At 70.6% G+C, this 19262-nt stretch carries 18 protein-coding genes and 1 tRNA gene; 7 read left to right on the forward strand and 12 right to left on the reverse strand.

What is annotated here, in order from left to right; all coding sequences use genetic code 11:
- Nucleotides 1-84 precede the first annotated feature (84 nt).
- Complete coding sequence (locus GXW71_RS14890; RefSeq protein WP_246526582.1) at nucleotides 85-1134, forward strand: amidohydrolase family protein; 1050 nt, start codon at nucleotides 85-87, stop codon at nucleotides 1132-1134.
- Here GXW71_RS14890 and GXW71_RS14895 read toward each other — a convergent pair whose 3' ends face one another.
- A complete protein-coding gene (locus GXW71_RS14895) occupies nucleotides 1135-2208 on the reverse strand; it encodes a mandelate racemase/muconate lactonizing enzyme family protein (protein ID WP_211853317.1) in 1074 nt (357 codons plus the stop codon).
- Nucleotides 2209-2297: 89 nt separating this feature from the next.
- On the opposite strand from GXW71_RS14895, the gene GXW71_RS14900 reads away from it, so the two are divergent.
- Nucleotides 2298-3275 carry a Bug family tripartite tricarboxylate transporter substrate binding protein gene (locus GXW71_RS14900; protein WP_246526583.1) on the forward strand — a complete coding sequence of 326 codons (978 nt, stop codon included), beginning with the start codon at nucleotides 2298-2300 and terminating at the stop codon, nucleotides 3273-3275.
- A gap of 109 nt (nucleotides 3276-3384) precedes the next feature.
- The gene (locus GXW71_RS14905) at nucleotides 3385-4371 is read left to right on the forward strand and encodes a Bug family tripartite tricarboxylate transporter substrate binding protein (RefSeq protein ID WP_211853318.1); all 987 of its coding nucleotides are present in this window, start codon (nucleotides 3385-3387) and stop codon (nucleotides 4369-4371) included.
- A gap of 48 nt (nucleotides 4372-4419) precedes the next feature.
- On the opposite strand, the gene GXW71_RS14910 is transcribed toward GXW71_RS14905, so the two are convergent.
- A tRNA-Gly gene (locus GXW71_RS14910) sits at nucleotides 4420-4493 on the reverse strand.
- A 251-nt stretch (nucleotides 4494-4744) separates the two neighbouring features.
- Here GXW71_RS14910 and metZ point away from each other — a divergent pair.
- The 3 genes from metZ (at nucleotide 4745) to folE (ending at nucleotide 7291) form a co-directional block, all read left to right on the forward strand.
- Nucleotides 4745-5938, forward strand: a complete 1194-nt coding sequence (gene metZ, locus GXW71_RS14915) for an O-succinylhomoserine sulfhydrylase (RefSeq protein WP_211853319.1) — start codon at nucleotides 4745-4747, stop codon at nucleotides 5936-5938.
- 145 nt (nucleotides 5939-6083) lie between these two features.
- Nucleotides 6084-6497: a Co2+/Mg2+ efflux protein ApaG gene (gene apaG / locus GXW71_RS14920; protein WP_211853320.1), complete on the forward strand. Its 414-nt coding sequence runs from the start codon at nucleotides 6084-6086 to the stop codon at nucleotides 6495-6497.
- A 149-nt stretch (nucleotides 6498-6646) separates the two neighbouring features.
- Nucleotides 6647-7291 (forward strand): GTP cyclohydrolase I FolE, encoded by a 645-nt coding sequence (folE, locus tag GXW71_RS14925; protein WP_211853352.1) that lies wholly within the window; start codon nucleotides 6647-6649, stop codon nucleotides 7289-7291.
- On the opposite strand, the gene GXW71_RS14930 is transcribed toward folE, so the two are convergent.
- The 7 genes from GXW71_RS14930 to GXW71_RS14960 form a co-directional block, all read right to left on the reverse strand.
- Nucleotides 7288-8700 (reverse strand): aminotransferase-like domain-containing protein, encoded by a 1413-nt coding sequence (locus tag GXW71_RS14930; protein WP_246526585.1) that lies wholly within the window; start codon nucleotides 8698-8700, stop codon nucleotides 7288-7290. The genes folE and GXW71_RS14930 overlap by 4 nt on opposite strands.
- Before the next feature lie 206 nt (nucleotides 8701-8906).
- Nucleotides 8907-9503 (reverse strand): histidine phosphatase family protein, encoded by a 597-nt coding sequence (locus GXW71_RS14935; RefSeq protein WP_211853321.1) that lies wholly within the window; start codon nucleotides 9501-9503, stop codon nucleotides 8907-8909.
- Nucleotides 9500-10363, reverse strand: a complete 864-nt coding sequence (locus tag GXW71_RS14940; protein ID WP_211853322.1) for an MBL fold metallo-hydrolase — start codon at nucleotides 10361-10363, stop codon at nucleotides 9500-9502. Before GXW71_RS14940 ends, GXW71_RS14935 begins: the two co-directional genes overlap by 4 nt.
- Nucleotides 10360-11706, reverse strand: coding sequence for an MmgE/PrpD family protein (locus GXW71_RS14945; protein ID WP_211853323.1), 1347 nt, complete (start codon nucleotides 11704-11706; stop codon nucleotides 10360-10362). Before GXW71_RS14945 ends, GXW71_RS14940 begins: the two co-directional genes overlap by 4 nt.
- A 3-nt stretch (nucleotides 11707-11709) precedes the next feature.
- Nucleotides 11710-12507, reverse strand: coding sequence for an enoyl-CoA hydratase/isomerase family protein (locus GXW71_RS14950; RefSeq protein WP_211853324.1), 798 nt, complete (start codon nucleotides 12505-12507; stop codon nucleotides 11710-11712).
- A 134-nt stretch (nucleotides 12508-12641) separates the two neighbouring features.
- On the reverse strand, nucleotides 12642-13613 hold the full coding sequence (locus tag GXW71_RS14955) for a Bug family tripartite tricarboxylate transporter substrate binding protein (protein WP_211853325.1): 972 nt from the start codon (nucleotides 13611-13613) through the stop codon (nucleotides 12642-12644).
- Nucleotides 13614-13892: 279 nt separating this feature from the next.
- Nucleotides 13893-14204: a hypothetical protein gene (locus GXW71_RS14960; RefSeq protein WP_211853326.1), complete on the reverse strand. Its 312-nt coding sequence runs from the start codon at nucleotides 14202-14204 to the stop codon at nucleotides 13893-13895.
- A 204-nt stretch (nucleotides 14205-14408) separates the two neighbouring features.
- Here GXW71_RS14960 and GXW71_RS14965 point away from each other — a divergent pair, with 204 nt between their 5' ends.
- On the forward strand, nucleotides 14409-15377 hold the full coding sequence (locus tag GXW71_RS14965) for a Bug family tripartite tricarboxylate transporter substrate binding protein (protein ID WP_211853327.1): 969 nt from the start codon (nucleotides 14409-14411) through the stop codon (nucleotides 15375-15377).
- Here GXW71_RS14965 and GXW71_RS14970 read toward each other — a convergent pair.
- From GXW71_RS14970 to GXW71_RS14980, 3 genes are all read right to left on the reverse strand, one after another.
- Nucleotides 15364-16560: an MFS transporter gene (locus GXW71_RS14970; protein ID WP_211853328.1), complete on the reverse strand. Its 1197-nt coding sequence runs from the start codon at nucleotides 16558-16560 to the stop codon at nucleotides 15364-15366. The two genes, GXW71_RS14965 and GXW71_RS14970, sit on opposite strands and share 14 nt — an antisense overlap.
- A 222-nt stretch (nucleotides 16561-16782) precedes the next feature.
- On the reverse strand, nucleotides 16783-18216 hold the full coding sequence (locus GXW71_RS14975) for an NAD-dependent succinate-semialdehyde dehydrogenase (protein WP_211853329.1): 1434 nt from the start codon (nucleotides 18214-18216) through the stop codon (nucleotides 16783-16785).
- Between the two features lie 328 nt (nucleotides 18217-18544).
- Nucleotides 18545-19177, reverse strand: coding sequence for a DedA family protein (locus tag GXW71_RS14980; RefSeq protein ID WP_211853330.1), 633 nt, complete (start codon nucleotides 19175-19177; stop codon nucleotides 18545-18547).
- Nucleotides 19178-19262: the final 85 nt, after the last annotated feature.

A 19262-nucleotide genomic window follows, 5' to 3' on the forward strand; every position in this document is an offset into this window, starting at 1 on the left:
GTTTTTAAGTCGGGAGCCTTCCGGCACCAAGTCGACGAGCACGACCGGCGGCGTAGGATGCTTTGCCGCCAGGGGGAGCACCGCATGAGCACGCCGACGCAAAACCACTACCTTCCCGTCCGCGACGCCTGGCTGGCCTCGCGGCAGGAGGAGATCCTCGATCCCGCGCAGCCGATCATCGATCCGCATCACCACCTCTGGGACCGGCAGGGCTGGCGCTACCTGCTTGACGACATGCTCGCCGATATCCGCACCGGCCATGACGTGCGCGCGACGGTGCTGGTGCAGGCCCGCGCCATGCACCGCGCCGATGGGCCGGAGGCGCTGCGCCCGGTCGGCGAGACGGAATTCGCCAATGGCGTCGCCGCCATGTGTGCCAGCGGCATCTATGGCCCGGTGCGCGTCTGCGCCGGCATCGTCGGCTTCGCCGATCTCAGGCTCGGCGCTGCGGTGCGGCCGGTGCTGGAGGCGCATGTCACCGCCGGCGGCGGCGCTGAGGGGCGCTTCCGTGGCATCCGCCACATCGCGACCTGGGACCCTGATCCGGCGCTGCTCAACCCCGCCTATACGCCGGCCGAGGACATGCTGGCGAGCGACGCCTTCCGCGCCGGCTTCGCGGAGTTGACGGCGCTCGGCCTCTCCTTCGACGCCTGGCTCTATTTCCACCAGATCCCGCGCCTGACGGCGCTGGCGCGCGCCTTCCCGACGACGCCGATCGTGCTCAACCACTGCGGCGGCGTGCTGGGCATCGGGCGCTATGCAGGGCGGCGCGAGGAGGTCTTCACCGAATGGTCGAAGGCGATGCGCGATCTCGCCGCCTGCCCGAACGTGATGGTGAAGCTCGGCGGCCTCGGCATGCGGCTGCCGGGCTTCGGCTTCGAGGACGGCGCGACGGCACCCTCCTCCGTGATGCTGGCCGAGGCGTGGCAGCCCTGGATGGAAAGCATCATCGCGATCTTCGGCACCGCGCGCTGCATGTTCGAAAGCAACTTCCCGGTCGACAAGGGCGGCTACGGCTACGCCGTCGGCTGGAACGCCTTCAAGCGCCTCGCTGCCGGTGCCAGCGCGGAGGAGAAGGCGGACCTGTTCTGGCGCAGCGCGGCGCGCTTCTATCGCCTGCCGGATCTGGCCTGATCAGAGCACCGGCTCGAGCCCGAGCCCCGGGCCCTCCGGCACCGCGACGAACCCGTCCCGTACGGCAAGCGCGTCGCCATAGGGCGGCGCGTCGAGATCGGCGAAATAGACCTCGAGCGGTTCCTCCTGCTCCATGGCCGCGAGGACGTGCAACGTCGCGAGCAGGCCGGGCCCGAAATAGGGGGAGTGCGGCACCACCGCGACGCCCGCCGCCTTCGCCAGCGCCGCGACCTCCAGCATCGCGGACACGCCGCCATGCTTGGTAATGCTGGGCTGCGCCACATCGACGGCGCCTTCGGCGAACAGGCGCTGGAAATCGATCGGGCCGCCCAGGTTTTCACCGGCGGCAATGCCGCAGCCCGCTGCTGCGCGTACCCGGGCGATGGCAGCGAAATCCCCGGGCGGCCAGGTGGGTTCCTCGACCCAGCGGATGTTCATACCGGCGACCGCGCAGCAGAAGCCGATCGCCTCCTCCGCGCTGTTCCAGGCGCAGTTGATGTCGAGCATCAGCGGCACCTCCGGCGGTGCCGCGTCGCGCGCCGCGCGGATGCAGGCGAGATCCACCTCGTGCAGCTTGATGCGGCGATAGCCGCGGCTGACAGCCGCGGCCGTGTTATCAGCGACATCCTCAGCGGCGCCGTAGCGCAGCAGGCTCGCATAAGCCGGCACCCGCTTGCGCGCGGCATGGCCAAGCAGCGCATGCAGCGGCTTGCCGGCGCGCCGGCCCGCGATGTCCCAGAGTGCGATATCGATCGCGGAGAGGCCGAAGGTGACCGGCCCGTTGCGCCCGAAATTGTGGAAGCGCCGCTGCAGCATGCGCCCGAGCCCCGCGATATCCCGTGAATCCTGGCCGATGCAGGCGGGGCCGATCAGCCGGTCCACCGCATCCTGCGTGGTCTCCGCGAGGGTGAAGCCGAAGCCCTCCCCCCAGCCATGCACGCCGTCCTCGCACTCCACCCGCACCAGCAAGGTGTCCATGCTGCGCAGATGCAGGTTGCCGCCGACGCCGCCGGTGCTGGCGCCATAGGTGAAGGCGCTGCGGTGCAGATGGGTCTCGACCCCGGTGATCTTCACGCGTCCGTCCTCGCTTCCCGCTTCCGCCGGCATGGTTGATAGTGTCACCCATTGCCGGGCCATAGAAGCCGCCGCGGAGGAAGACGATCATGCTGCGCCTTGTCACGGGGGGCCTGCTCACAGCCCTCATCATCCTCTCCGGCGCCCTGCCCGCACCGGCGCAGGAGGCTTACCCGACCCGGCCGATCCGGGTGATCGTGCCCTTCGCCGCCGGCGGACCGAGCGACATCGTCATGCGCATCATGGCGCCCCGGATGACGGCGACGCTCGGCCAGCCCCTGGTGATCGAGAACCGCTCCGGCGCCGGCGGCGTCACGGGCATCGAGGTCACCGCGAAGGCGGCGCCGGATGGCTACACCATCGCGATCGGCAGCGCCGGGGGCCTCGCCGTTGCCCCGCGGCTCGATCGCGGCACGCCTTACGATCCGCTGCGCGACCTGGCGCCGCTGACCTTGGCCATGCTGGTGCCGGAGCCGCTGGTGGTGCCGGCGGCGATGCCCTTCCGCTCCGTCCAGGAGCTGGTGGCCGCCGCGCGCGCGCGGCCGGGATCGCTGAACTACGGCTCCTCCGGGTCGGGCAGCATGCCGCATCTGGCGGGCGAGCAGCTCCGCGCCGCGGCCGGCATCGACGTCACCCATATCTCCTATCGCGGCGGCGCGCCGCTGGCGACGGCGCTGCTGCAGAACGAGGTGCAGCTCGGCTTCGCCGACCTGCCGATCCTGCTGCCCTATCTCCGCGCGGGCAGCTTGCGCGCGCTCGCGGTCGGCACGCAGCAGCGGCTGCCCTGGATCCCGGATGTGCCGACCATGGCGGAGGTCGGGCTGCCCGATGTCGATGCCAACAATTGGCACGGGCTGGTGGCGCCGGCGCGGGTACCGGAGCCGATCCTGGTCGCGCTGCACCGCGCTGCCGCCGGCGCATTGCGCGACCCGGAGGTGGTGCGGCTGCTGAACGAACAGGGCGCCATTCCCGGCGGCAACAGCCGCGAGGAATTCGGCGCCTTCCTGCGCAGCGAAAACGAGAAATGGGGCGAGGTCATCCGCCGCGGCAATATCCGCGCCGACTGACGATCCCGCCGTATCGGCCATGGTCCGGACAGGCAGGGCCCACGCTTTGACGAGGGTCTTTCCGAGGGGCAACCTGCCGGCAAGCAAACAAGCAAGCAGGAAACGTCCGGTGCCCCATCCCTTGAGGACTCTGTCCCGCCGCGCCGCGCTGGCGGGCGCTGCGATACTGGCTGCGCCACGCGTCGTGCGCGCCGCCTTTCCCGATCGGCCTCTCCGGCTGATCATCCCCTATGGCGGCGGCGGGCAGACGGACATCGTCTCCCGCGTCACCGCCGAAGCGCTGCAGCAGCGGCTCGGCCAGACGGTGGTGGCGGACAACCGGCCCGGCGGCGCGGGGAACACCGCCGCGGAGGCGCTGATCCGCGCGCCGGCCGACGGCTACACGCTGATGATCGCCACCATGGGCACCAACAGCGGCCTGAATGCCGTGCTGTACCGCAACCTGCCCTATGACTGGGAGAAGGACTTCGCGCCGGTCGGCCAATTCTGCTCGACCGCGCATGTCCTGGTCGTGCACCGCTCCATCCCTGCCGAGGATTTTTCGGGCCTGGTCGCCTGGATCCGCGCCAACCCCGGCAAGTTCAACTTCGCCTCGGCAGGGGTGGGTGCCAGCACGCATCTACTGATGGAAGATATCGGCGCGCGGCTCGGGCTCGAGATGGTGCATGTGCCCTATCGCCAGAGCACCCAGGCGATGACCGACCTGCTGGCTGGCCGCATTCACGCCCGCTGCATGGGCCTGCCGGAGGGTGAGGCCATCCGCACCGTGCCGAGCGTGCGCCCGCTCGCGATCACCAGCGCGGCGCGGCGCGACAACTGGCCGGGCGTGCCGACGGTCGCGGAGACGCTCCCGGGCTTTACCGGCCTCGCCTATTTCGGCCTGACGGCGCACGCGGCGACACCGCCCGAGGCGATCGCCCGGATATCGGCGGCGCTGAACGAGGCGCTGGAGGATCCCCGCGTGCGGGCCGGCTATGAGCGCGTCGGGGCCGATCCCGCACCGCGCAATTCTCCCGAGGATTTCCGACGTGTCACCCGGGCCGATGCGGAACGCTGGGTCCCCCTGATCCGGCGGCTCAATCTGGTGGCGGATTAGGCGGGTGGGCCAAGTGCCAGGCCCGGAGCCGCCGATGGTCGGGGAAACTGGAGCGGGCGAAGGGAATCGAACCCTCGTCACTTGGTTGGGAACCAAGAGCTCTACCATTGAGCTACGCCCGCGCCGGATCCTCCGATTAGCCCAGGCTTGCGCTCCGGACAAGCCAAGGGCTAGATGGCGGCGCTCCGGGCGACCGGGGCCCTCGCGATTTGTCCGGCCAGCTTGCGGCGAGGTCCCTCACGGGTTCCCATCTACGGCGCTCAGCGACGTGCATGGGATGAAAACAAGCGCGCTAAACGGCCGTGGGGCGCTCTGCGCCCCCGTCCCCGTTCCAGGGGGCCGGACGCCGTTGTTCCGTGGCAGGTGTCCGTCCATGTCCCAGTCCGATCGCCCCGCCTACCGCCCCGCCACGCTGCTGGTCCATGGTGGCCAGTCGCGCAGCAATTTCGATGAGACCTCGGAGAGCCTCTACCTCACCTCCGGCTTCGTCTATGACAGCGCCGAGCAGGCCGAAGCGACCTTCGCCGGCACCGAGCGCCACTTCCAGTATTCCCGCTTCGGCAACCCGACCGTCGCGATGCTGGAGGAGAGGCTGGCGCTGTTGGAAGGGGCCGAGGCCTGTCGCGCCACCGCGACCGGCATGGCGGCGGTGCATGCGGCGATGCTGTCGCACCTCAAGACTGGTGACCGCGTCGTCGCGTCGCGCGCGCTCTTCGGGTCCTGCCACTGGATCGTCTCCACCCTGTTGCCGCGCTACGGCATCGCAACCGAATTCGTCGATGGCGCCGACCTCGCACAATGGGAAGCGGCGCTCGCCAAGCCCGCCGCGCTGGTGCTGCTGGAGACGCCATCGAACCCGATGCTGGAGCTTGTCGACCTGAAGGCGGTCTGCGACCTCGCACGCAAGGCCGGCGCGCTGGTGGTGGTGGACAATGTCTTCGCGACGCCGCTGCTGCAGCGGCCGATGGAATTCGGCGCCGATGTCGTCGTCTATTCCGCGACCAAGCATTTCGACGGCCAGGGCCGGGTTCTGGGCGGCGCCGTGCTCGGTACCAAGAAGTGGGTCGAGGACACCCTGCAGCCCTTCATCCGCAACACCGGCCCCTCGATCAGCCCCTTCAATGCCTGGGTCGTCCTGAAGGGGCTGGAGACGCTGAACCTCCGCGTCCACGCCATGTGCCGCAGCGCAGCCGCGATCGCCGATGCGCTGGCCGAGCATCCGGCCGTCTCGCGCGCCCTCTATCCCTTCCGTGCCGACCATCCGCAGCAGGCGCTGGCGCAGAAGCAGATGAGCGCCGGCGGCACCCTCGTCACCTTCGAGCTGAAGGGCGGCAAGGATGCGGCCTTCCGCGCGCTCAACGCGCTGAAGCTCATCCGCGTGTCCAACAACCTCGGCGATTCCAAGTCGCTGGTCACCCATCCCGCGACCACCACGCATATGCGCGTCGGCGCCGAGGAGCGTGCGCGCCTCGGCATCTCCGACGGCACGGTGCGGCTCTCGGTCGGGCTCGAGGATGTGGGCGACCTGATCGAGGACCTCGCCATTGCGCTGGATGCCGCGTCATGACGGCGCCTGGCGCGGTGCGCGGACGGCCGCCCTTGCTTCCGCCTCGCTCAAATCGGTGGGAGCGGCCGCAGCGGCCGGCGGCGCTGCGCGTGACGCTTTACAGCAGGTGCCGCGCGGGCGTTTGATCCGCGCGGAGGACGCACCGATGGCGCGCAACGATGCATTCGAGGAGACGACGCGCGGTGTCCGCGTGACGGTGCGCGCCTTCTACCTGGCCGATCAGTCGGAGCCGGAGCGCGGCCACTACGTCTGGGCCTATCGCGTCACCATCGCGAACCAGGGCACGGAGACGGTGCAGTTGCTGCACCGGACCTGGCTGATCACCGATGCGCAAGGGCGAACCCAGCGGGTCCACGGCACCGGCGTGGTCGGCGAGCAGCCGGTGCTGGAGGCCGGGGAGAGCTTCGAATACACCTCCGGCACCCCGCTCTCGACGCCCTCCGGCTTCATGCGCGGGCATTACCACATGATGGTGAGCGCCAGCGGCGAGAGCTTCGACGCCGTGATCCCGGCCTTCAGCCTGGATAGCCCGCACGCCGACAGCGGGCGGGTCCATTAAGGGGCGCCGGGCTTTTCCCGCCCCTGCCTCAATCCTGCCCTGAGAAATTGAGGGCTGTTGCAGGCCGATGAACCAGCCCCAAATGACTTCTTGAGGAAGGTGGCGGGTGCCGATCGTCCCGCCGGCCGAAGGAACCCAGGACCGTGAATATCCAGAGGCCAAAGAGCCAGCCCGGCGATGACACCGCTTCCGCGAGCACGGAACAACGCCCGACCCGCGAAGAGGCCGAGGCCGCCGTCCGCGTCCTGCTGCGCTGGAGTGGCGACGACCCGAAGCGGGAAGGCCTGGTCGATACCCCGAAGCGCGTCGTGCAGTCCTATGAGGAGTTCTTCACTGGCTACGACATCGATCCGGTGGACCTGCTCGCCCGCTCCTTCGAGGAGACGGATGGCTATGACGAGATGGTGGTGCTGCGCGACATCCGGCTGGAAAGCCATTGCGAGCATCACATGGTGCCGATCATCGGCCGCGCGCATATCGCCTATCTGCCGGCCGGCCGGGTGGTCGGCATCAGCAAGCTCGCGCGCGTGCTGGACGTCTATGCCAAGCGCCTGCAGATCCAGGAGAAGCTGACCGCCCAGGTCGCCAACACCATCAACGAGGTGTTGAAGCCGAAGGGCGTCGCGGTGGTGCTGGAAGCCGCGCACCAGTGCATGACGACACGCGGCGTGCACAAGCCGGGCGTGACCATGGTGACCAGCCGCATGCTCGGCGCCTTCCGCGACGACCCTTCGACGCGGCGAGAATTCATGGCGCTGATCGCCGGCAGCGCGCGCGGTCCGGTCGAGGGCTAAAAGCAGGCGTTAGGCGCCGGGGCCTGCCGCAGCGCTTCCGCGATATCCTCCAGTGCTTCGCGGATCGCCGCCCGGTCCGCCGGCCCGCCGAGACAGACGCGGAGCGCTTCCGGCGCCGGCGTGGTGACGGCGAAAGCGTCACTCGCCGCCAGGCCCACGCCCTGCACCCGGACCTGGTCGAGGAAGGCGCTGCGCGTCCAGGGCAGCGGCAGGCTGAGCCAGAGATGAAAGCCGATCGGATCTGCCAGGACATGGGCCGCGGGCAGGATGCCGGCCGCCAGCGCCTGCCGCGCCGCTGATTCCACACGGACGAAGCGCAGGATCGCATCCGCGGTGCCGTCCTCGAGCCAGCGCGTGGTCAGCGCGACCGTGAGCGGCGACGCCATCACCGTTACGCTGCGGGCCGCGGCGGCGAAGGCCAGCGCTGCGCCTGCCTCCGGCGCCACGACATAGGCGACGCGGAGCCCGGCGCCGAAGCATTTCGACAACCCCGCCAGATGCCAGGTGAGATCCGGCAGCAGCGCCGCGAAGGGTGCCGGCCCGCGCGCCGGCAGGAAGCCATAGGCGTCGTCCTCCAGGATCGGCAGGGCATGCCGCCGGGCGACCTCGGCGATCGCGATGCGGCGCGCCGTGCTGACCGTCAGCGTCGTTGGATTGCGCAAGGTCGGGTTCAGGTAGAGCAGCTTCGGCGCCTCGCGTCGGCAGGCGTCATCCAGCGCCTCCGGATCGATGCCTTCCGCATCCTCCGGCAGACCCAGCACGCGCAGCCCCGCCTGCCCCGCCAGGCCGCGCAGCCCGGGATAGGTCAGCCCCTCCGACAGGATGGCATCGCCGGGGCGCGTCAGCAGGCCGAGGATCGCCTGGATCGCCGGATGCGCGCCCGGTGTGACGAAAAGCCGCTCCCGCGGCGGCCGCAGGCCGCGGCGGGCGAGCCAGCCGGCGGCCGCATCCTTATCGGCGGCGGAGCCGCCGAAGGCCTGGTAGCGGAGATGGGCCAGGATATCGCGCCCGACCTCCTCGAAGCCCGCCTGCATGCGCTCGACCAGTGTGGGATCGGCCGGCTCCGGCGGCAGGTTCATCGAGAAATCCGCGGCGGAGCGCCGGCGCCCCTGCTTGCGCTCCAGCGGGGCCGGCGCGCGGACATAGCTGCCGCGGCCGACCACGGCTTCGACCAGGCCGCGCCGCTGCGCCTCGGCATAGCCGCGGGCGACCGTGGTGAAGTCGAGGCCGAGCCGCTTCGCCAGCAGGCGCTGCGGCGGCAGGCGGTCCCCCTCCGAGAGCCGGCTGGCGGCGAGATCGGCGGCGATGGCGTCGGCGATCGCGAGGTAATGGGGCTGGCCGGCGGCATTGAGGTCCGGCGTCCAGTCATTGCGGCGCTCGGCCCCGGCAATCATGCGGTCAGGCGGCATTGCCCGACTGTGCCGCAGCGGGGCTGCGGCCAGCAAGGTGATCAGAGACCGTTTGGAAACGGCGGCGGCGGAGGCGTGGCGAGGGATTTTTCGTCCGTGGCGTGTCGGCTGACGTAGCCGATGCTGGTTGCATCGGCGAGGAAGCCGGCGCGGCAGGGGCGGAAAAGACCCGACAGGCCGACCTGCGGCTGTTTCCAAACGGTCTCTCAGGCGCCGATCACCGCCTCCGCCGGCAGGATGCCGAGGAAGCCGGCAGCGGGCCGGAACAGCGCCAGCGACCCTTCCGGGAACTCAGCCTGCCCCAGGCTGCGGCCGAGAATCATGCCGAGCGGCACGATATGCCCGACCAGCACGTCGTTCCCATGCGCGGGCGCCCGCGCCAGCCGCGCCCGGGTCGCTGCGATGTTGCGCGCCAGGAGCGCCGGATCCGGCGTGTAGTCATCCGCGGTCAGGAAGGGCTCCACGCGCACCGCATCGCGGCCGAAAGCGAGCTCCGCCGTCTCCCGCGCCCGGAAGACCGGGCTTGCCAGCACATCGCCGAGCGGCAGGGCAAGGCGCCGCCAAGCCTGGCCCAGCGCCTCGGCCTGGGCGATGCCGGCGGGCGAGAGGTTGCGCTGCCCGGCACGGTCATCGAGGCGGCCGGAATCGCCTTGGCTGCGATCGGTGATGGCGTGCCGCATATAGGCTGTGACGCCGCCGCCGCGCAGCGCCGCGAGCAGAGGCTCCTGCGCGCGGAGCGGCGTCACTGCGAGCACCGGCGCGACAAGCAATGGCGCCGCCAGCAGGCCGCGGCGCGGGATCAATCGGCCACCAGCCGGTAGCCGCGGCCCGCCTTCTCCACCCGGCCGACCGAGGGCGCCGGGAAATGCGCGGTGCAGAGCAGTGCCCGCGTCTCGCAATGGCAGTCGAGGAAGCGGCGCCGCGTCGCCACCACCTGCGCCGGGTCGCTGTCGACCCGCATGGTCAGCTCCGGATGGCGAAGCTGGATCGGCGAATGGATCAGGTCACCGCTCAGCACCGCCTCCGGTACCGCGCCGCGCCCGATCTCGAGCGCCACATGATGCGGCGTATGGCCCGGCGTCGGCGTCAGGCGCAGATGATCGCCGAGCTGGTGGTCGTCGGCGACGAGCTCGGCACGGCCGGCCTCCAGGATCGGCAGAACGCTGTCCTCGAACAGCGGCAGCGGCTCCCGCGCGTGCTCGGCCTGCCAATGCTCGGTCTCGCCCTTGGAGAAGACGTAGCGCGCCTTCGGGAAGGTCGGCACCCAGCGGCCATTCTCCAGCCGCGTGTTCCAGCCGACATGGTCGACATGCAGGTGGGTGCAGAGGACGTAGTCGATATCCTCCACCTGGAAGCCGAGCTTCGCCAGGTTGCGCGGCCAGGTGTCGTCGTCCCGCATGTTCCAAAAGGGCCGCGTGGGGCGGCGCTTGTGGTTGCCGACGCAGGTGTCGACCAGCACGGTGTGGTGCGGCGTCCGCACGATGTAGGACTGGATCGGCAGGTTGAGCAGCCCGGTCGCCGCATCCAGCCATTCGTTCGGATGCGCCGCGGCATCCTCCGCCATCAGCTCCGGCGTCAGGCCGGGGAAGAAGGCCAGGGGATCGAAGATCGGCGTCGTCTGCTCGACGACGCGATGCAGGGTGACCTCGCCGAGGGTGATCATGCCGCGAGCAGCCCGGCCAGGCGCGGCGCGCGTTCGAGGCCGGCGAGTCGGTCGAAGACCGCGCCGGCATCGATCGGCGCAGCGCCGGCGCAGTCGAGGAATTTCTCCCGCAACTCCGGCAAGGCGAGCGGGTCCTTGGCATTGCCGTGCGGGAAGCGGATCTCGCCGGAATCGAGCTCGCGGCCGGCGGTGGTGCGGATGCGCACGCGGTCGGTGAGCGCGAAGATCGGCTCCACCGGGCATTGCGTGTCGACGGTGCCGATCCGGAGCTTGTCGAACTGTGCCTGCACCTCGGGCCGCGCGACGAAGCCGTCGGTCAGCTCCGCCAGGCCGACGCGCCGCGCGACGAGCGCCGCGGCCATCGCGAATTCCAGGCTGAACTTGGCCTCCAGGCCAGTCGCGGGGCGGTGGTTGCGGAGCATCGAGGCCTGGGTGGCGCCGACCGTCACCGCGATCTCCGTCACATCCTCGGGCCGGAGGTTCTCGCGCGCGGTCAGCGCGAGCATGCCGTCGATCGCACGATGCGTCGCGTAGCACATGGGGTAGCGCTTGATGGAGAGGCCGGCGTCGAGGATGCGCAGCGTTCGGCCGAGGGCGACCGAGCCCTCGCGATCCGCGCGCCCGGCGGGGGAGAGTGCCGCAAGGAAGCCCGCATGATGTTCCATGGCGTCCGGCGATGCCGTGAAGCCACGGGCTGCGAGCCGGACCGCCTCCACCGCCGCCGCTGCCGCGCGGCCGGCGTGGAAGGGCTTGGTCATGCTGCCGAAATTCGCGACCAGCCCGCTCGCCATGCTGCCCGCGAGCGCCACGGCATGCGCCGCGCGCCCGGCCTCCAGCCCGTTCAGATGCGCGAGCGCCGCGGCGGCGCCGACCGTGCCGAAGACGCCGGTCGGGTGCCAGCCCTTGCGGTGATGCGGATCGGGGTCGCGCGCGATCAGCTCGCCCCAGACCTCGTAGCCGATGAGATAGGCGCGGATCGCGGCGGCGCCGTCGACACCGAGGCGCTCGCCCTCCGCCAGGATCGCCGGCACCAGGACTGTCGAGGGATGGCCGCCGAGCGCCACGTCGTCATAGTCGAGCGCATGCGCGGCGGTGCCGTTGATCAGCGCCGCATCGGCGCTGTAGGCGCGATCGGGGCCGAGCAGGACGGTCGCTTCCTCGGCAGTGCCGCGTCGCTCCGCGAGCTGCGCGCGCAGCAGGCGCACCGCCGGTTCCTCGCGCCCTGCGATCATGGTGCCGATGGTGTCGATGAAGCCGGAGCGGATGATGGCGGCGGCATCCTCCGGCACCGCGTCGATACCAGGTGACGCGATATAGGCCGCGATCTGCTGCGTGAGGCCCATCGATTATCTCCCCTTGAAGTCGGGCTTGCGCTTCTCGTTGAAGCTGCGCACGCCCTCCAGCCGATCCTCGGTGCCGACCAGCCGGTTATAGGCCTCGATCTCGAAGCGGAAGCCGGTGCGGACATCCATCTGGCCGCCATAGTGAATCGATTTCTTGGCCTGCCTGACGGAGAGCGGCGCATTGCCCGCGATCACCTCCGCGGTCTCGAGGGCGGCCGCCATCACCTCGCCCGGCTCGCAGACGCGATTGAGGATGCCCCACTCCTGCGCCTGCTCGGCGGAGAAGGGCTTGCCGGTCAGGATGATCTCCTTGGCGCGGCGCTCGCCCACCGCGCGCGGCAGGTTCTGGGTGCCACCGGCGCCGGGCATGATGCCGATCGTCACTTCGGTCAGCGCGAAGCGCGCGGCGCTGCTGCCATAGGCGAAGTCGCAGGCCAGCACCATTTCCAGCCCGCCCGCATAGGCATGGCCGTTCACCGCCGCGATCACCGGGATCGGGCAATCCATCAGGGCCCAATAGGCACGCTCGAAGATCTCGTGCTGGCGCTGCCAGGCATCGTCCGTCATGCCGTTGCGCTCCTTGAGGTCGCCGCCGGCGCAGAAGATCCGGTCGCCAGCGCCGGTCAGGATCACCGCGCGCACGTCGCGCGCATCTTCGGTCAAGGCGGTCCAACAGGCGAGCAGGTCGCGGCCCATCTGGGTGTTCAGCGCATTGGCGACCGCCGGGCGGTTGAGCCGCACCACGAGCACGCGCGGCGATGCGCGTTCCAGCGCGATGGTCTCATAGGATGGATCGCTCATCGGCTTCCTCGCGGCATGGTGCCCGCGCCCACGCCCATGTTCTTCTTGCGGGATGACGGGGCATTGAAGACCCCGTACCGTGGTGCGTCAACGCGGCGCGGACGGCCCGCCACCCATGAGCAACTGATCACGAATCAGTTGTTCAGGCGGATATTCGCCGTCTGGATGATGCGACGGAAATTCGCGCTCTGCCCGCGCAGGTAATCCGCGAAGGCCTCGCCGGTGCGCTGATCGGGCTCGATGCCGATGGCGGAGAGCCGCTCCCGCGCGTCATTCGCGTCCATGGCCCGTACGATCGCCTGCTCCAGCGCGGCGAGGATCGGGCGTGGCGTACCGGCTGGCGCCGCGACGCCGACCCAGGCACCGACATCGAATTCGGGCACGTTCATCGCCTGGGCGATCGCGGGAATCCCGGGTGCGAGCGAAGTGCCGCGCGCTAGCGACACGCCATAGGCGCGGAGCGTGCCGGCACGGACCAGCGCCTGTGTCGAAGCCAAGGTCTCGATGCTGTAGGTCACCTGCCCCGCCACCACGGCGGTGAGCGACGGGGCGCTGCCCTGGAAGGGGATGTGCTCTGCCTGCAGACGGAGCGCCACGTTGAACCATTCGATGATCAGATGCGCGCTGGCGCCGGTCCCGGAGGAGCCGAAGGTGTATTCCCCCGGGCGCGCCCGGATGGCCGCCACGAATTCCTGGACCGTGGTCGCCGGGAAAGCGGGGTTGGTGACCAGCACATAGGGCGAGATGCCGGCCATCGCGATCGGCGCGAAGTCGCGCTCCGGATCGTAGGCGGTGCGCTGCAGCAGCGGATTGATGGTGTAGGGCCCGGCCGAGGCCGCGAGCAGCGTGTAGCCGTCGGGCGCGGATTTCGCGACCGCATCGGTGCCGATCATGCCGCCGGCACCGGCCCGGTTCTCGGCCACCACGGGCTGGCCAAGGACTTCGGACAGCTTCTGGGCAATGAGGCGGCCAGCCAAGTCCGTCGCCTGCCCTGGCGGCCAGGGCACGATCATGCGGATCGGGCGATTGGGATAGGTCTGGGCGGCGGCGAAACCCATGCTCAAACCCAGCGCGGCCGCAGCCAGCAACACAACGCGACGGAACATCCGTAACCTCCGGTGCGTCCCGCGCGTGTCAGGCGCGCGCGGTTGCATCCGGCGGCGTCACGGGATCACGCGGCAGAGGCTATCCTGCTGCCGCACGCCCGCCAAGCAACCCGCTCAGAGGCCGTTTGGAAATGGCGACGGCGGAGGGCGGCGAGGGATTTTTCGTCCCTGGCGCGGCGGCTGACGCGGCCGATGCTGGTGGCATCGGCGAGGAAGACGGCGCGGCAGGGGCGGGAAAAGACCCGCCAGACCGACCCGCCGCTGTTTTCAAACGGCCTCTTAGTAGGGCTTGTAGGCCACGGCCGGCGGCGGCGCGTAATAAGCCGGGGGCGGCGGCGCGTAGTAGACGCGCGGCGGCGGCGCGTAATAGACCGGCGGCGGCGGCGGGGCGTAGTAAACCGGCGGCGGAGCCGCGAGAGCGCCGCCCACGATCGCGCCGAGCGCGAGGCCGCCGACGATGCCGGCGGCAACGGCGCCGCCGCCATGGTAGTGGCCGCGCCGCCAGTAGCCTGCCTCAGCCGGTGCGGCCATGGCAGCGGTGCCCAGAAGGGCGGCGCCTGCGATCAGGCCGAAGCGTTGCGAGCGGGTCATTGGTGCATTCTCCACGCTGAAGCAGCAATCATCAGCCGAGCGAGAATCGACGTTCGCCGTGGCAATTTCAAGGCGATTCAGGGCCCAAGGCGCCATACATCGTGTAACGCACGCGATTGTGTTCCGATATCGATACGAGCGAGCCCCTAACCCTCCGGCCCCGCCATCGGCATCATCCCGTGCCAATAGACCGGGAGAATCGTCATGCCGACGCGCCGCGCCATCGGCCTTGCCTTGCCTGCCCTCATCGCCGCGCGTGCCGCCAAAGCACAGGCCCCCTTCCCCGATCGGCCCGTACGCGTGCTGGTCGGCTTCGCGGCCGGCGGCGCCACGGACGGCGCCATGCGCGCGGTGGCGCCGCGCTGGGGCGAGCTGCTGGGCCAGACCGTGGTGGTGGACAACCGCGGCGGCGCCGGCGGCAACATCGCGACCGAAGCGGTGATCCGTGCCCCTGCCGATGGCCTGACCCTGCTGCTCGGCACCATCGGGCCGATGGTGGTGAACCCGGTCGCCGGCTCGCTCGCCTTCGATCCGATGGCCGACCTGATGCCGGTCGCGCCGCTGGTGTTCCAGCTCGGCGTGCTGGTGGTCCCGGCAGCCAAGCCCTGGCGCAGCCTCGGCGACCTGATCGCGGAGGCGAAGCGGCAGCCGGGCGTGCTGAACTGGGGCTATTCGGGCATCGGCACCTCCGGCCACTTGGCCGCGCTGCTGATGGACAGGCTCGCCGGCATCCAGACCGTGGGCGTCGCCTATCGTGGCGGCGGCCCGCTGATGACCGATCTCGTCGCGGAGCGGCTCGACTACGCCTTCTCCACCGCGCCGCCGGCGATGCCGCAGATCGAAAGCGGGCGGCTCCGGGCGCTGGCGGTCCCGGCGACCCGCCGCGCCGCCTTCTTGCCGGATACCCCGACCGTCGTGGAGGCCGGGCTGCCGGGCTTCGACGTCGGCAATGTCTACGGCATCCTGGCGCCGCGCGGCACGCCGCCGGCCGCCATCGCCCGCCTCGCTTCCACGCTGCGCGAGGCGCTCGGCCATGCCGGGACCGTCGCGGCGCTGCGCCGCCAGGGGCTGGAGCCGGCGCCGGGTGGGCCGGAGGATTACGCCGCTACGCTCCGCGCCGACCAGGCGCGTTTCGTGCCGCTGGTGCGTGACGCCGGTATTAGGGTGGAGTGATCTCCGTCCGGCGATGGGCGCGCCAGGCGACCGCCGCGCCTGCCAGCGGCAGCGCTGCCAGCACCGCGAAGGCCAGCGCGTAGGAGCCGACAGCGGCGAAGATCGCCGCGAACAGCGTCGGCCCCGTCACCACGCCCGCGAAGGTCACCGACAGCACCGCCCCGGTCGCGTGGCCCGACCCGCCGGGCGGCGCGAGGCGCGACGCCTCCGCCAGCATCACCCCGTTCCAGCCGGCGGCGCAGAGGCCGAGCAGGCAGAGCATCGGCGCCAACGCCGCCATCGGCCAGCCGGTTGTGAGCGGCAGCGGCAGCAACATCGCCGCCGTCATCAGCCCGAGCCCCGCCAGCACCTTGAGGCCCGATCGCATGCGATCCGCCATCCAGGCCCAGAGGATGCGCCCGAAGGCGCCCGTGATCTGCAAGGCGGCAGCGAGCACCCCTGCCACCACCGGGCTCCAGCCGAATTCCTCGACCAGCATCGTCACCGCATAGGCGCCGAGTGCCAACTGCGCCGCCGAATAGAGCGCGCCGATGATCGCGACCGAAGCAAGCCCCGGGCGGGCGCGCAGCAGCGACAGCCCGCCCCCCGCACCGCGCAGCGGCGCCGCCGGGTTGCGCGCGGCATCCCAGTGCCGTCGGAACAGCCCAAGGGCCAGCGTCATCGCCAACAGCACCGTGGCGACCGCCAGCGCCGCCCCGCGCCAACCGATCGCGATCGCGAGGCCCGGCAGCACGAGCCCGGCCAGCGCCGCGCCGAACGGCACGCCCATCTGCTTGATGCCGTAGACCAGGTTGCGCCGGCCGGCCGGCGTCATGCGGCTCAGCACCATCGACGCCGCCGGATTGGTCAGCCCATAGCCGGCCCCGATCAGCACCGAACCCAGCACCGCGCCCGGCAGCCCGCCGAGCGCGATGAGCACGCAACCCGCCGCGCCCGCCGCCACCGCCACCTGGCTGCCCCGCGCCGGGCCCCAGCGCCCGATCAGCCCGCCGGCGATCGAGGAGACCAGCGCCGCGGCGATATAGATCGCCGCGACCTGATGCCCGATCCAATGCGGCTCCACCCCCAGGTCGCGCAACGCGAAGGGCGCCAGCACCGGCAGGATGAAGACCGCAAAAGTCGCCAGCCCCTGCGTGGCCGTGGTCGCCACCAGCGCGGCCGTGAGCCCGGAGGCGTGGGCCATGTCAGGCAGCCCGGAAGGGGCTTTGCCCCTCCCGGCCCCACCCCACCAGGAGGATAGATCCTCCTGGACCTGCTTCACTTGGCGCCCTGATGGCCAAGGGGGCCGCCCACTTCGGGGCGGCCCCCTTGGCCATCAGGGCTCTAAACGTAAACGGGGTCGAGGCGCCTGTAGGCTCCTCGCGGGTGGGGTCCGGGGAGGGCAGCGCCCTCCCCGGGATACCCCTCACAGCCCAGCCTGGCTCACGAACTTGGTGTTGAGATAGGCCTCGATCGCCTCGGTGCCGCCTTCGCTGCCGTAGCCGCTGTCCTTGATGCCGCCGAAGGGCACTTCGGGCAAAGCGAGGCCGAGGTGGTTGATCGTCATCATGCCGCTCTCGACCTTCGCCGCGATCGCGTTCGCGGTCTTGGCCGAACGGGTGAAGGCGTAGGAGGCGAGGCCGTAAGGCAGCCGGTTCGCTTCCTCCACCACCTCGTCGAAATCCTTGAAGCGGGAGATCATGGCGACCGGGCCGAAGGGCTCCTCGTTCATGATGCGCGCGCTCTTCGGCACGCCGGTCATGACGGTCGGCTGGTAGAAATAGCCCTTGTTGCCGATGCGCTCGCCGCCGGTGTGGATCTCGGCGCCGTTCTTGCGCGCATCCGCCACCAGACCATCCACCGCCGGGATGCGGCGGTCATGGGCGAGCGGGCCCATCTGGGTCCCCTCCTCCATGCCGGAGCCCACCTTCAGGGCGCGGGCGGCGGCGACGAACTTCTCGACGAACGGCTCGTAGAGCGCATCCTGCACCAGGAAGCGGGTCGGGCTGACGCAGACCTGGCCGGCATTGCGGAACTTCGCCCCAGCCAGGGTGCGCGCCGCGAGGTCGAGGTCGGCATCGTCGAAGACGATCGCCGGTGCATGGCCGCCGAGTTCCATCGTGGCGCGCTTCATGTGCTTGCCGGCGAGGGCTGCCAGCAGCTTGCCGACCGGGGTGGAGCCGGTGAAGGTCACCTTCCGGATGACCGGATGCGCGATCAGGTATTCGCTGATCTCACCCGGCACGCCGTAGACGAGGCTGACGACGCCCTTCGGCAGGCCGGCATCGAGAAAGGCCTGGATCAGCGCGGCCGGGGAAGCCGGGGTCTCCTCCGGCGCCTTGACGATGATCGAGCAGCCGGTGGCGAGTGCCGCCGAGAGCTTGCGCACCACCTGATTGATCGGGAAGTTCCAGGGCGTGAAGGCGGCGACGGGGCCGACCGGCTCCTTCACGACGAGCTGGTAGACGCCCTCGGCGCGGGCCGGAATGACGCGGCCATAGGCGCGGCGGGCTTCCTCGGCGAACCAGTCGATGACGTCGGCGCCGGCCAGCACTTCCATTTTCGCCTCGGGCAGCGGCTTGCCCTGCTCCAGGGTCATCAGCTTGGCGATTTCGTCGGCGCGGGAGCGGAAGATGTCGGCGGCCTTGCGCATCAGCTTGGAGCGCTCGAAGGCGGAGACCTTGCGCCAGGTGGCGAAGCCGGCCTCGGCGGCTTCCAGCGCCTCGTCGAGATCATCGGTGCTGGCATGGGCGACCTTGCCGATCACTTCTTCGGTCGCCGGGTTGAGCACGGGGATGGTGCGGCCGGAGCGCGCCTGGCGCCACTCGCCGGCGATGTGCAGCAGGGTATCGCGATACATACGCATCTCCTCCTGGCCGCTTCGGTACGGCCCTCTCGGAGGAGAGTCCTAGAAGCCCGCGGGCGGGACGTCCACCCGGGGCGGGGGACATCCGCGAGCCCTTGGAGACCGTTCGGGAATGGCGGGCGGGCGGAGGGCTGGCGAGGGATTTTTCGTCCCTGGCGTGTCGGCCGAGGCAGCCGATGCTGGTCGCATCCGCGAGGAAGCCGGCGCGGCAGGGGCGGAAAGGACCTGCCGGGCCTACCCGCCGGCATTTCCAAACGGATTCTTAGACGCCGCCGGCTGGCCGCATTCACGGCCTCGGGCCGGTCGTCAACCGGCCCGTCGACTATGCGTCGGCCTTCTCCGGCGCATGCTCGGCCGCGGCGATGGTGGCGGCGCGGGCCTCGGCGGCCTGCTCGCGCGCCAGCCGTGCCGCACGGCGGCGGGCCAGGACGAAGCGGAAGACGAAGAACAGGAAGACCGTCAGGCCGATGCCGCCGATGCCGTAGACAAGCTGCTGCGGGGTGAAGAGCCCGGCGACGAACCAGCCTACCCAGACGAAGGAAGCCGCCCAGATGCCAGCGGCGAAGAAATTCAGGAAGGCGAAGCGGCGGTGGTCCATGCCCGCGATGCCGCAGGCGGCGGAGGCGACGTTGCGGATGCCGTAGGCGAAACGGAAGGTCAGCACGAAGAGGGCGCCGTAGCGTTCCAGGAAGCTGGTCGCGACGGCGACGCGCTTCTCCGCCCCGGGGATGCGCTTCAGGGCGCGGGCGCCATAGCGCCGGCCGAGGAAGAACCAGGTCTGGTCGCCCGCGTAGGACCCGGCCCAGACCGCGAACATGAGGATCCAGGGGTCCACCGCGCCGGTGTGCTTCCCGGCCGCGGCGGCGAAGAGCACGAAGGTCTCCCCCTCAAAGAAGGCCCAGCCAGCGGCGACCAGATAGGCGAGCGCCCCGTATTCGGCCCAGAATTCGGCCATGTCGAGCTGGTAGCCTCCTGCATGATCGCGGTCCCGTGAGGCCGCCCCGATGGGGGCGCATTTCGCACAGACCGAGGGGGGCTGC

The sequence above is a fragment of the Plastoroseomonas hellenica genome (assembly GCF_018129085.1).
In the GTDB taxonomy this organism is placed as follows: domain Bacteria; phylum Pseudomonadota; class Alphaproteobacteria; order Acetobacterales; family Acetobacteraceae; genus Plastoroseomonas; species Plastoroseomonas hellenica.

Excerpts from the sequence above, each read along its gene's own strand:
- GXW71_RS14960 (WP_211853326.1), bottom strand. The coding sequence starts at position 14,204 with ATGACCCGCTCGCAACGCTTCGGCCTGATCGCAGGCGCCGCCCTTCTG.
- apaG (WP_211853320.1), top strand. The coding sequence starts at position 6,084 with ATGGCGCGCAACGATGCATTCGAGGAGACGACGCGCGGTGTCCGCGTG.
- GXW71_RS14955 (WP_211853325.1), bottom strand. The coding sequence starts at position 13,613 with ATGTTCCGTCGCGTTGTGTTGCTGGCTGCGGCCGCGCTGGGTTTGAGC.
- metZ (WP_211853319.1), top strand. The coding sequence starts at position 4,745 with ATGTCCCAGTCCGATCGCCCCGCCTACCGCCCCGCCACGCTGCTGGTC.
- GXW71_RS14945 (WP_211853323.1), bottom strand. The coding sequence starts at position 11,706 with ATGGGCCTCACGCAGCAGATCGCGGCCTATATCGCGTCACCTGGTATC.
- GXW71_RS14940 (WP_211853322.1), bottom strand. The coding sequence starts at position 10,363 with ATGATCACCCTCGGCGAGGTCACCCTGCATCGCGTCGTCGAGCAGACG.
- GXW71_RS14980 (WP_211853330.1), bottom strand. The coding sequence starts at position 19,177 with ATGGCCGAATTCTGGGCCGAATACGGGGCGCTCGCCTATCTGGTCGCC.
- GXW71_RS14900 (WP_246526583.1), top strand. The coding sequence starts at position 2,298 with ATGCTGCGCCTTGTCACGGGGGGCCTGCTCACAGCCCTCATCATCCTC.
- GXW71_RS14930 (WP_246526585.1), bottom strand. The coding sequence starts at position 8,700 with ATGCCGCCTGACCGCATGATTGCCGGGGCCGAGCGCCGCAATGACTGG.
- GXW71_RS14970 (WP_211853328.1), bottom strand. The coding sequence starts at position 16,560 with ATGGCCCACGCCTCCGGGCTCACGGCCGCGCTGGTGGCGACCACGGCC.
- GXW71_RS14975 (WP_211853329.1), bottom strand. The coding sequence starts at position 18,216 with ATGTATCGCGATACCCTGCTGCACATCGCCGGCGAGTGGCGCCAGGCG.
- GXW71_RS14890 (WP_246526582.1), top strand. The coding sequence starts at position 85 with ATGAGCACGCCGACGCAAAACCACTACCTTCCCGTCCGCGACGCCTGG.
- GXW71_RS14950 (WP_211853324.1), bottom strand. The coding sequence starts at position 12,507 with ATGAGCGATCCATCCTATGAGACCATCGCGCTGGAACGCGCATCGCCG.
- GXW71_RS14965 (WP_211853327.1), top strand. The coding sequence starts at position 14,409 with ATGCCGACGCGCCGCGCCATCGGCCTTGCCTTGCCTGCCCTCATCGCC.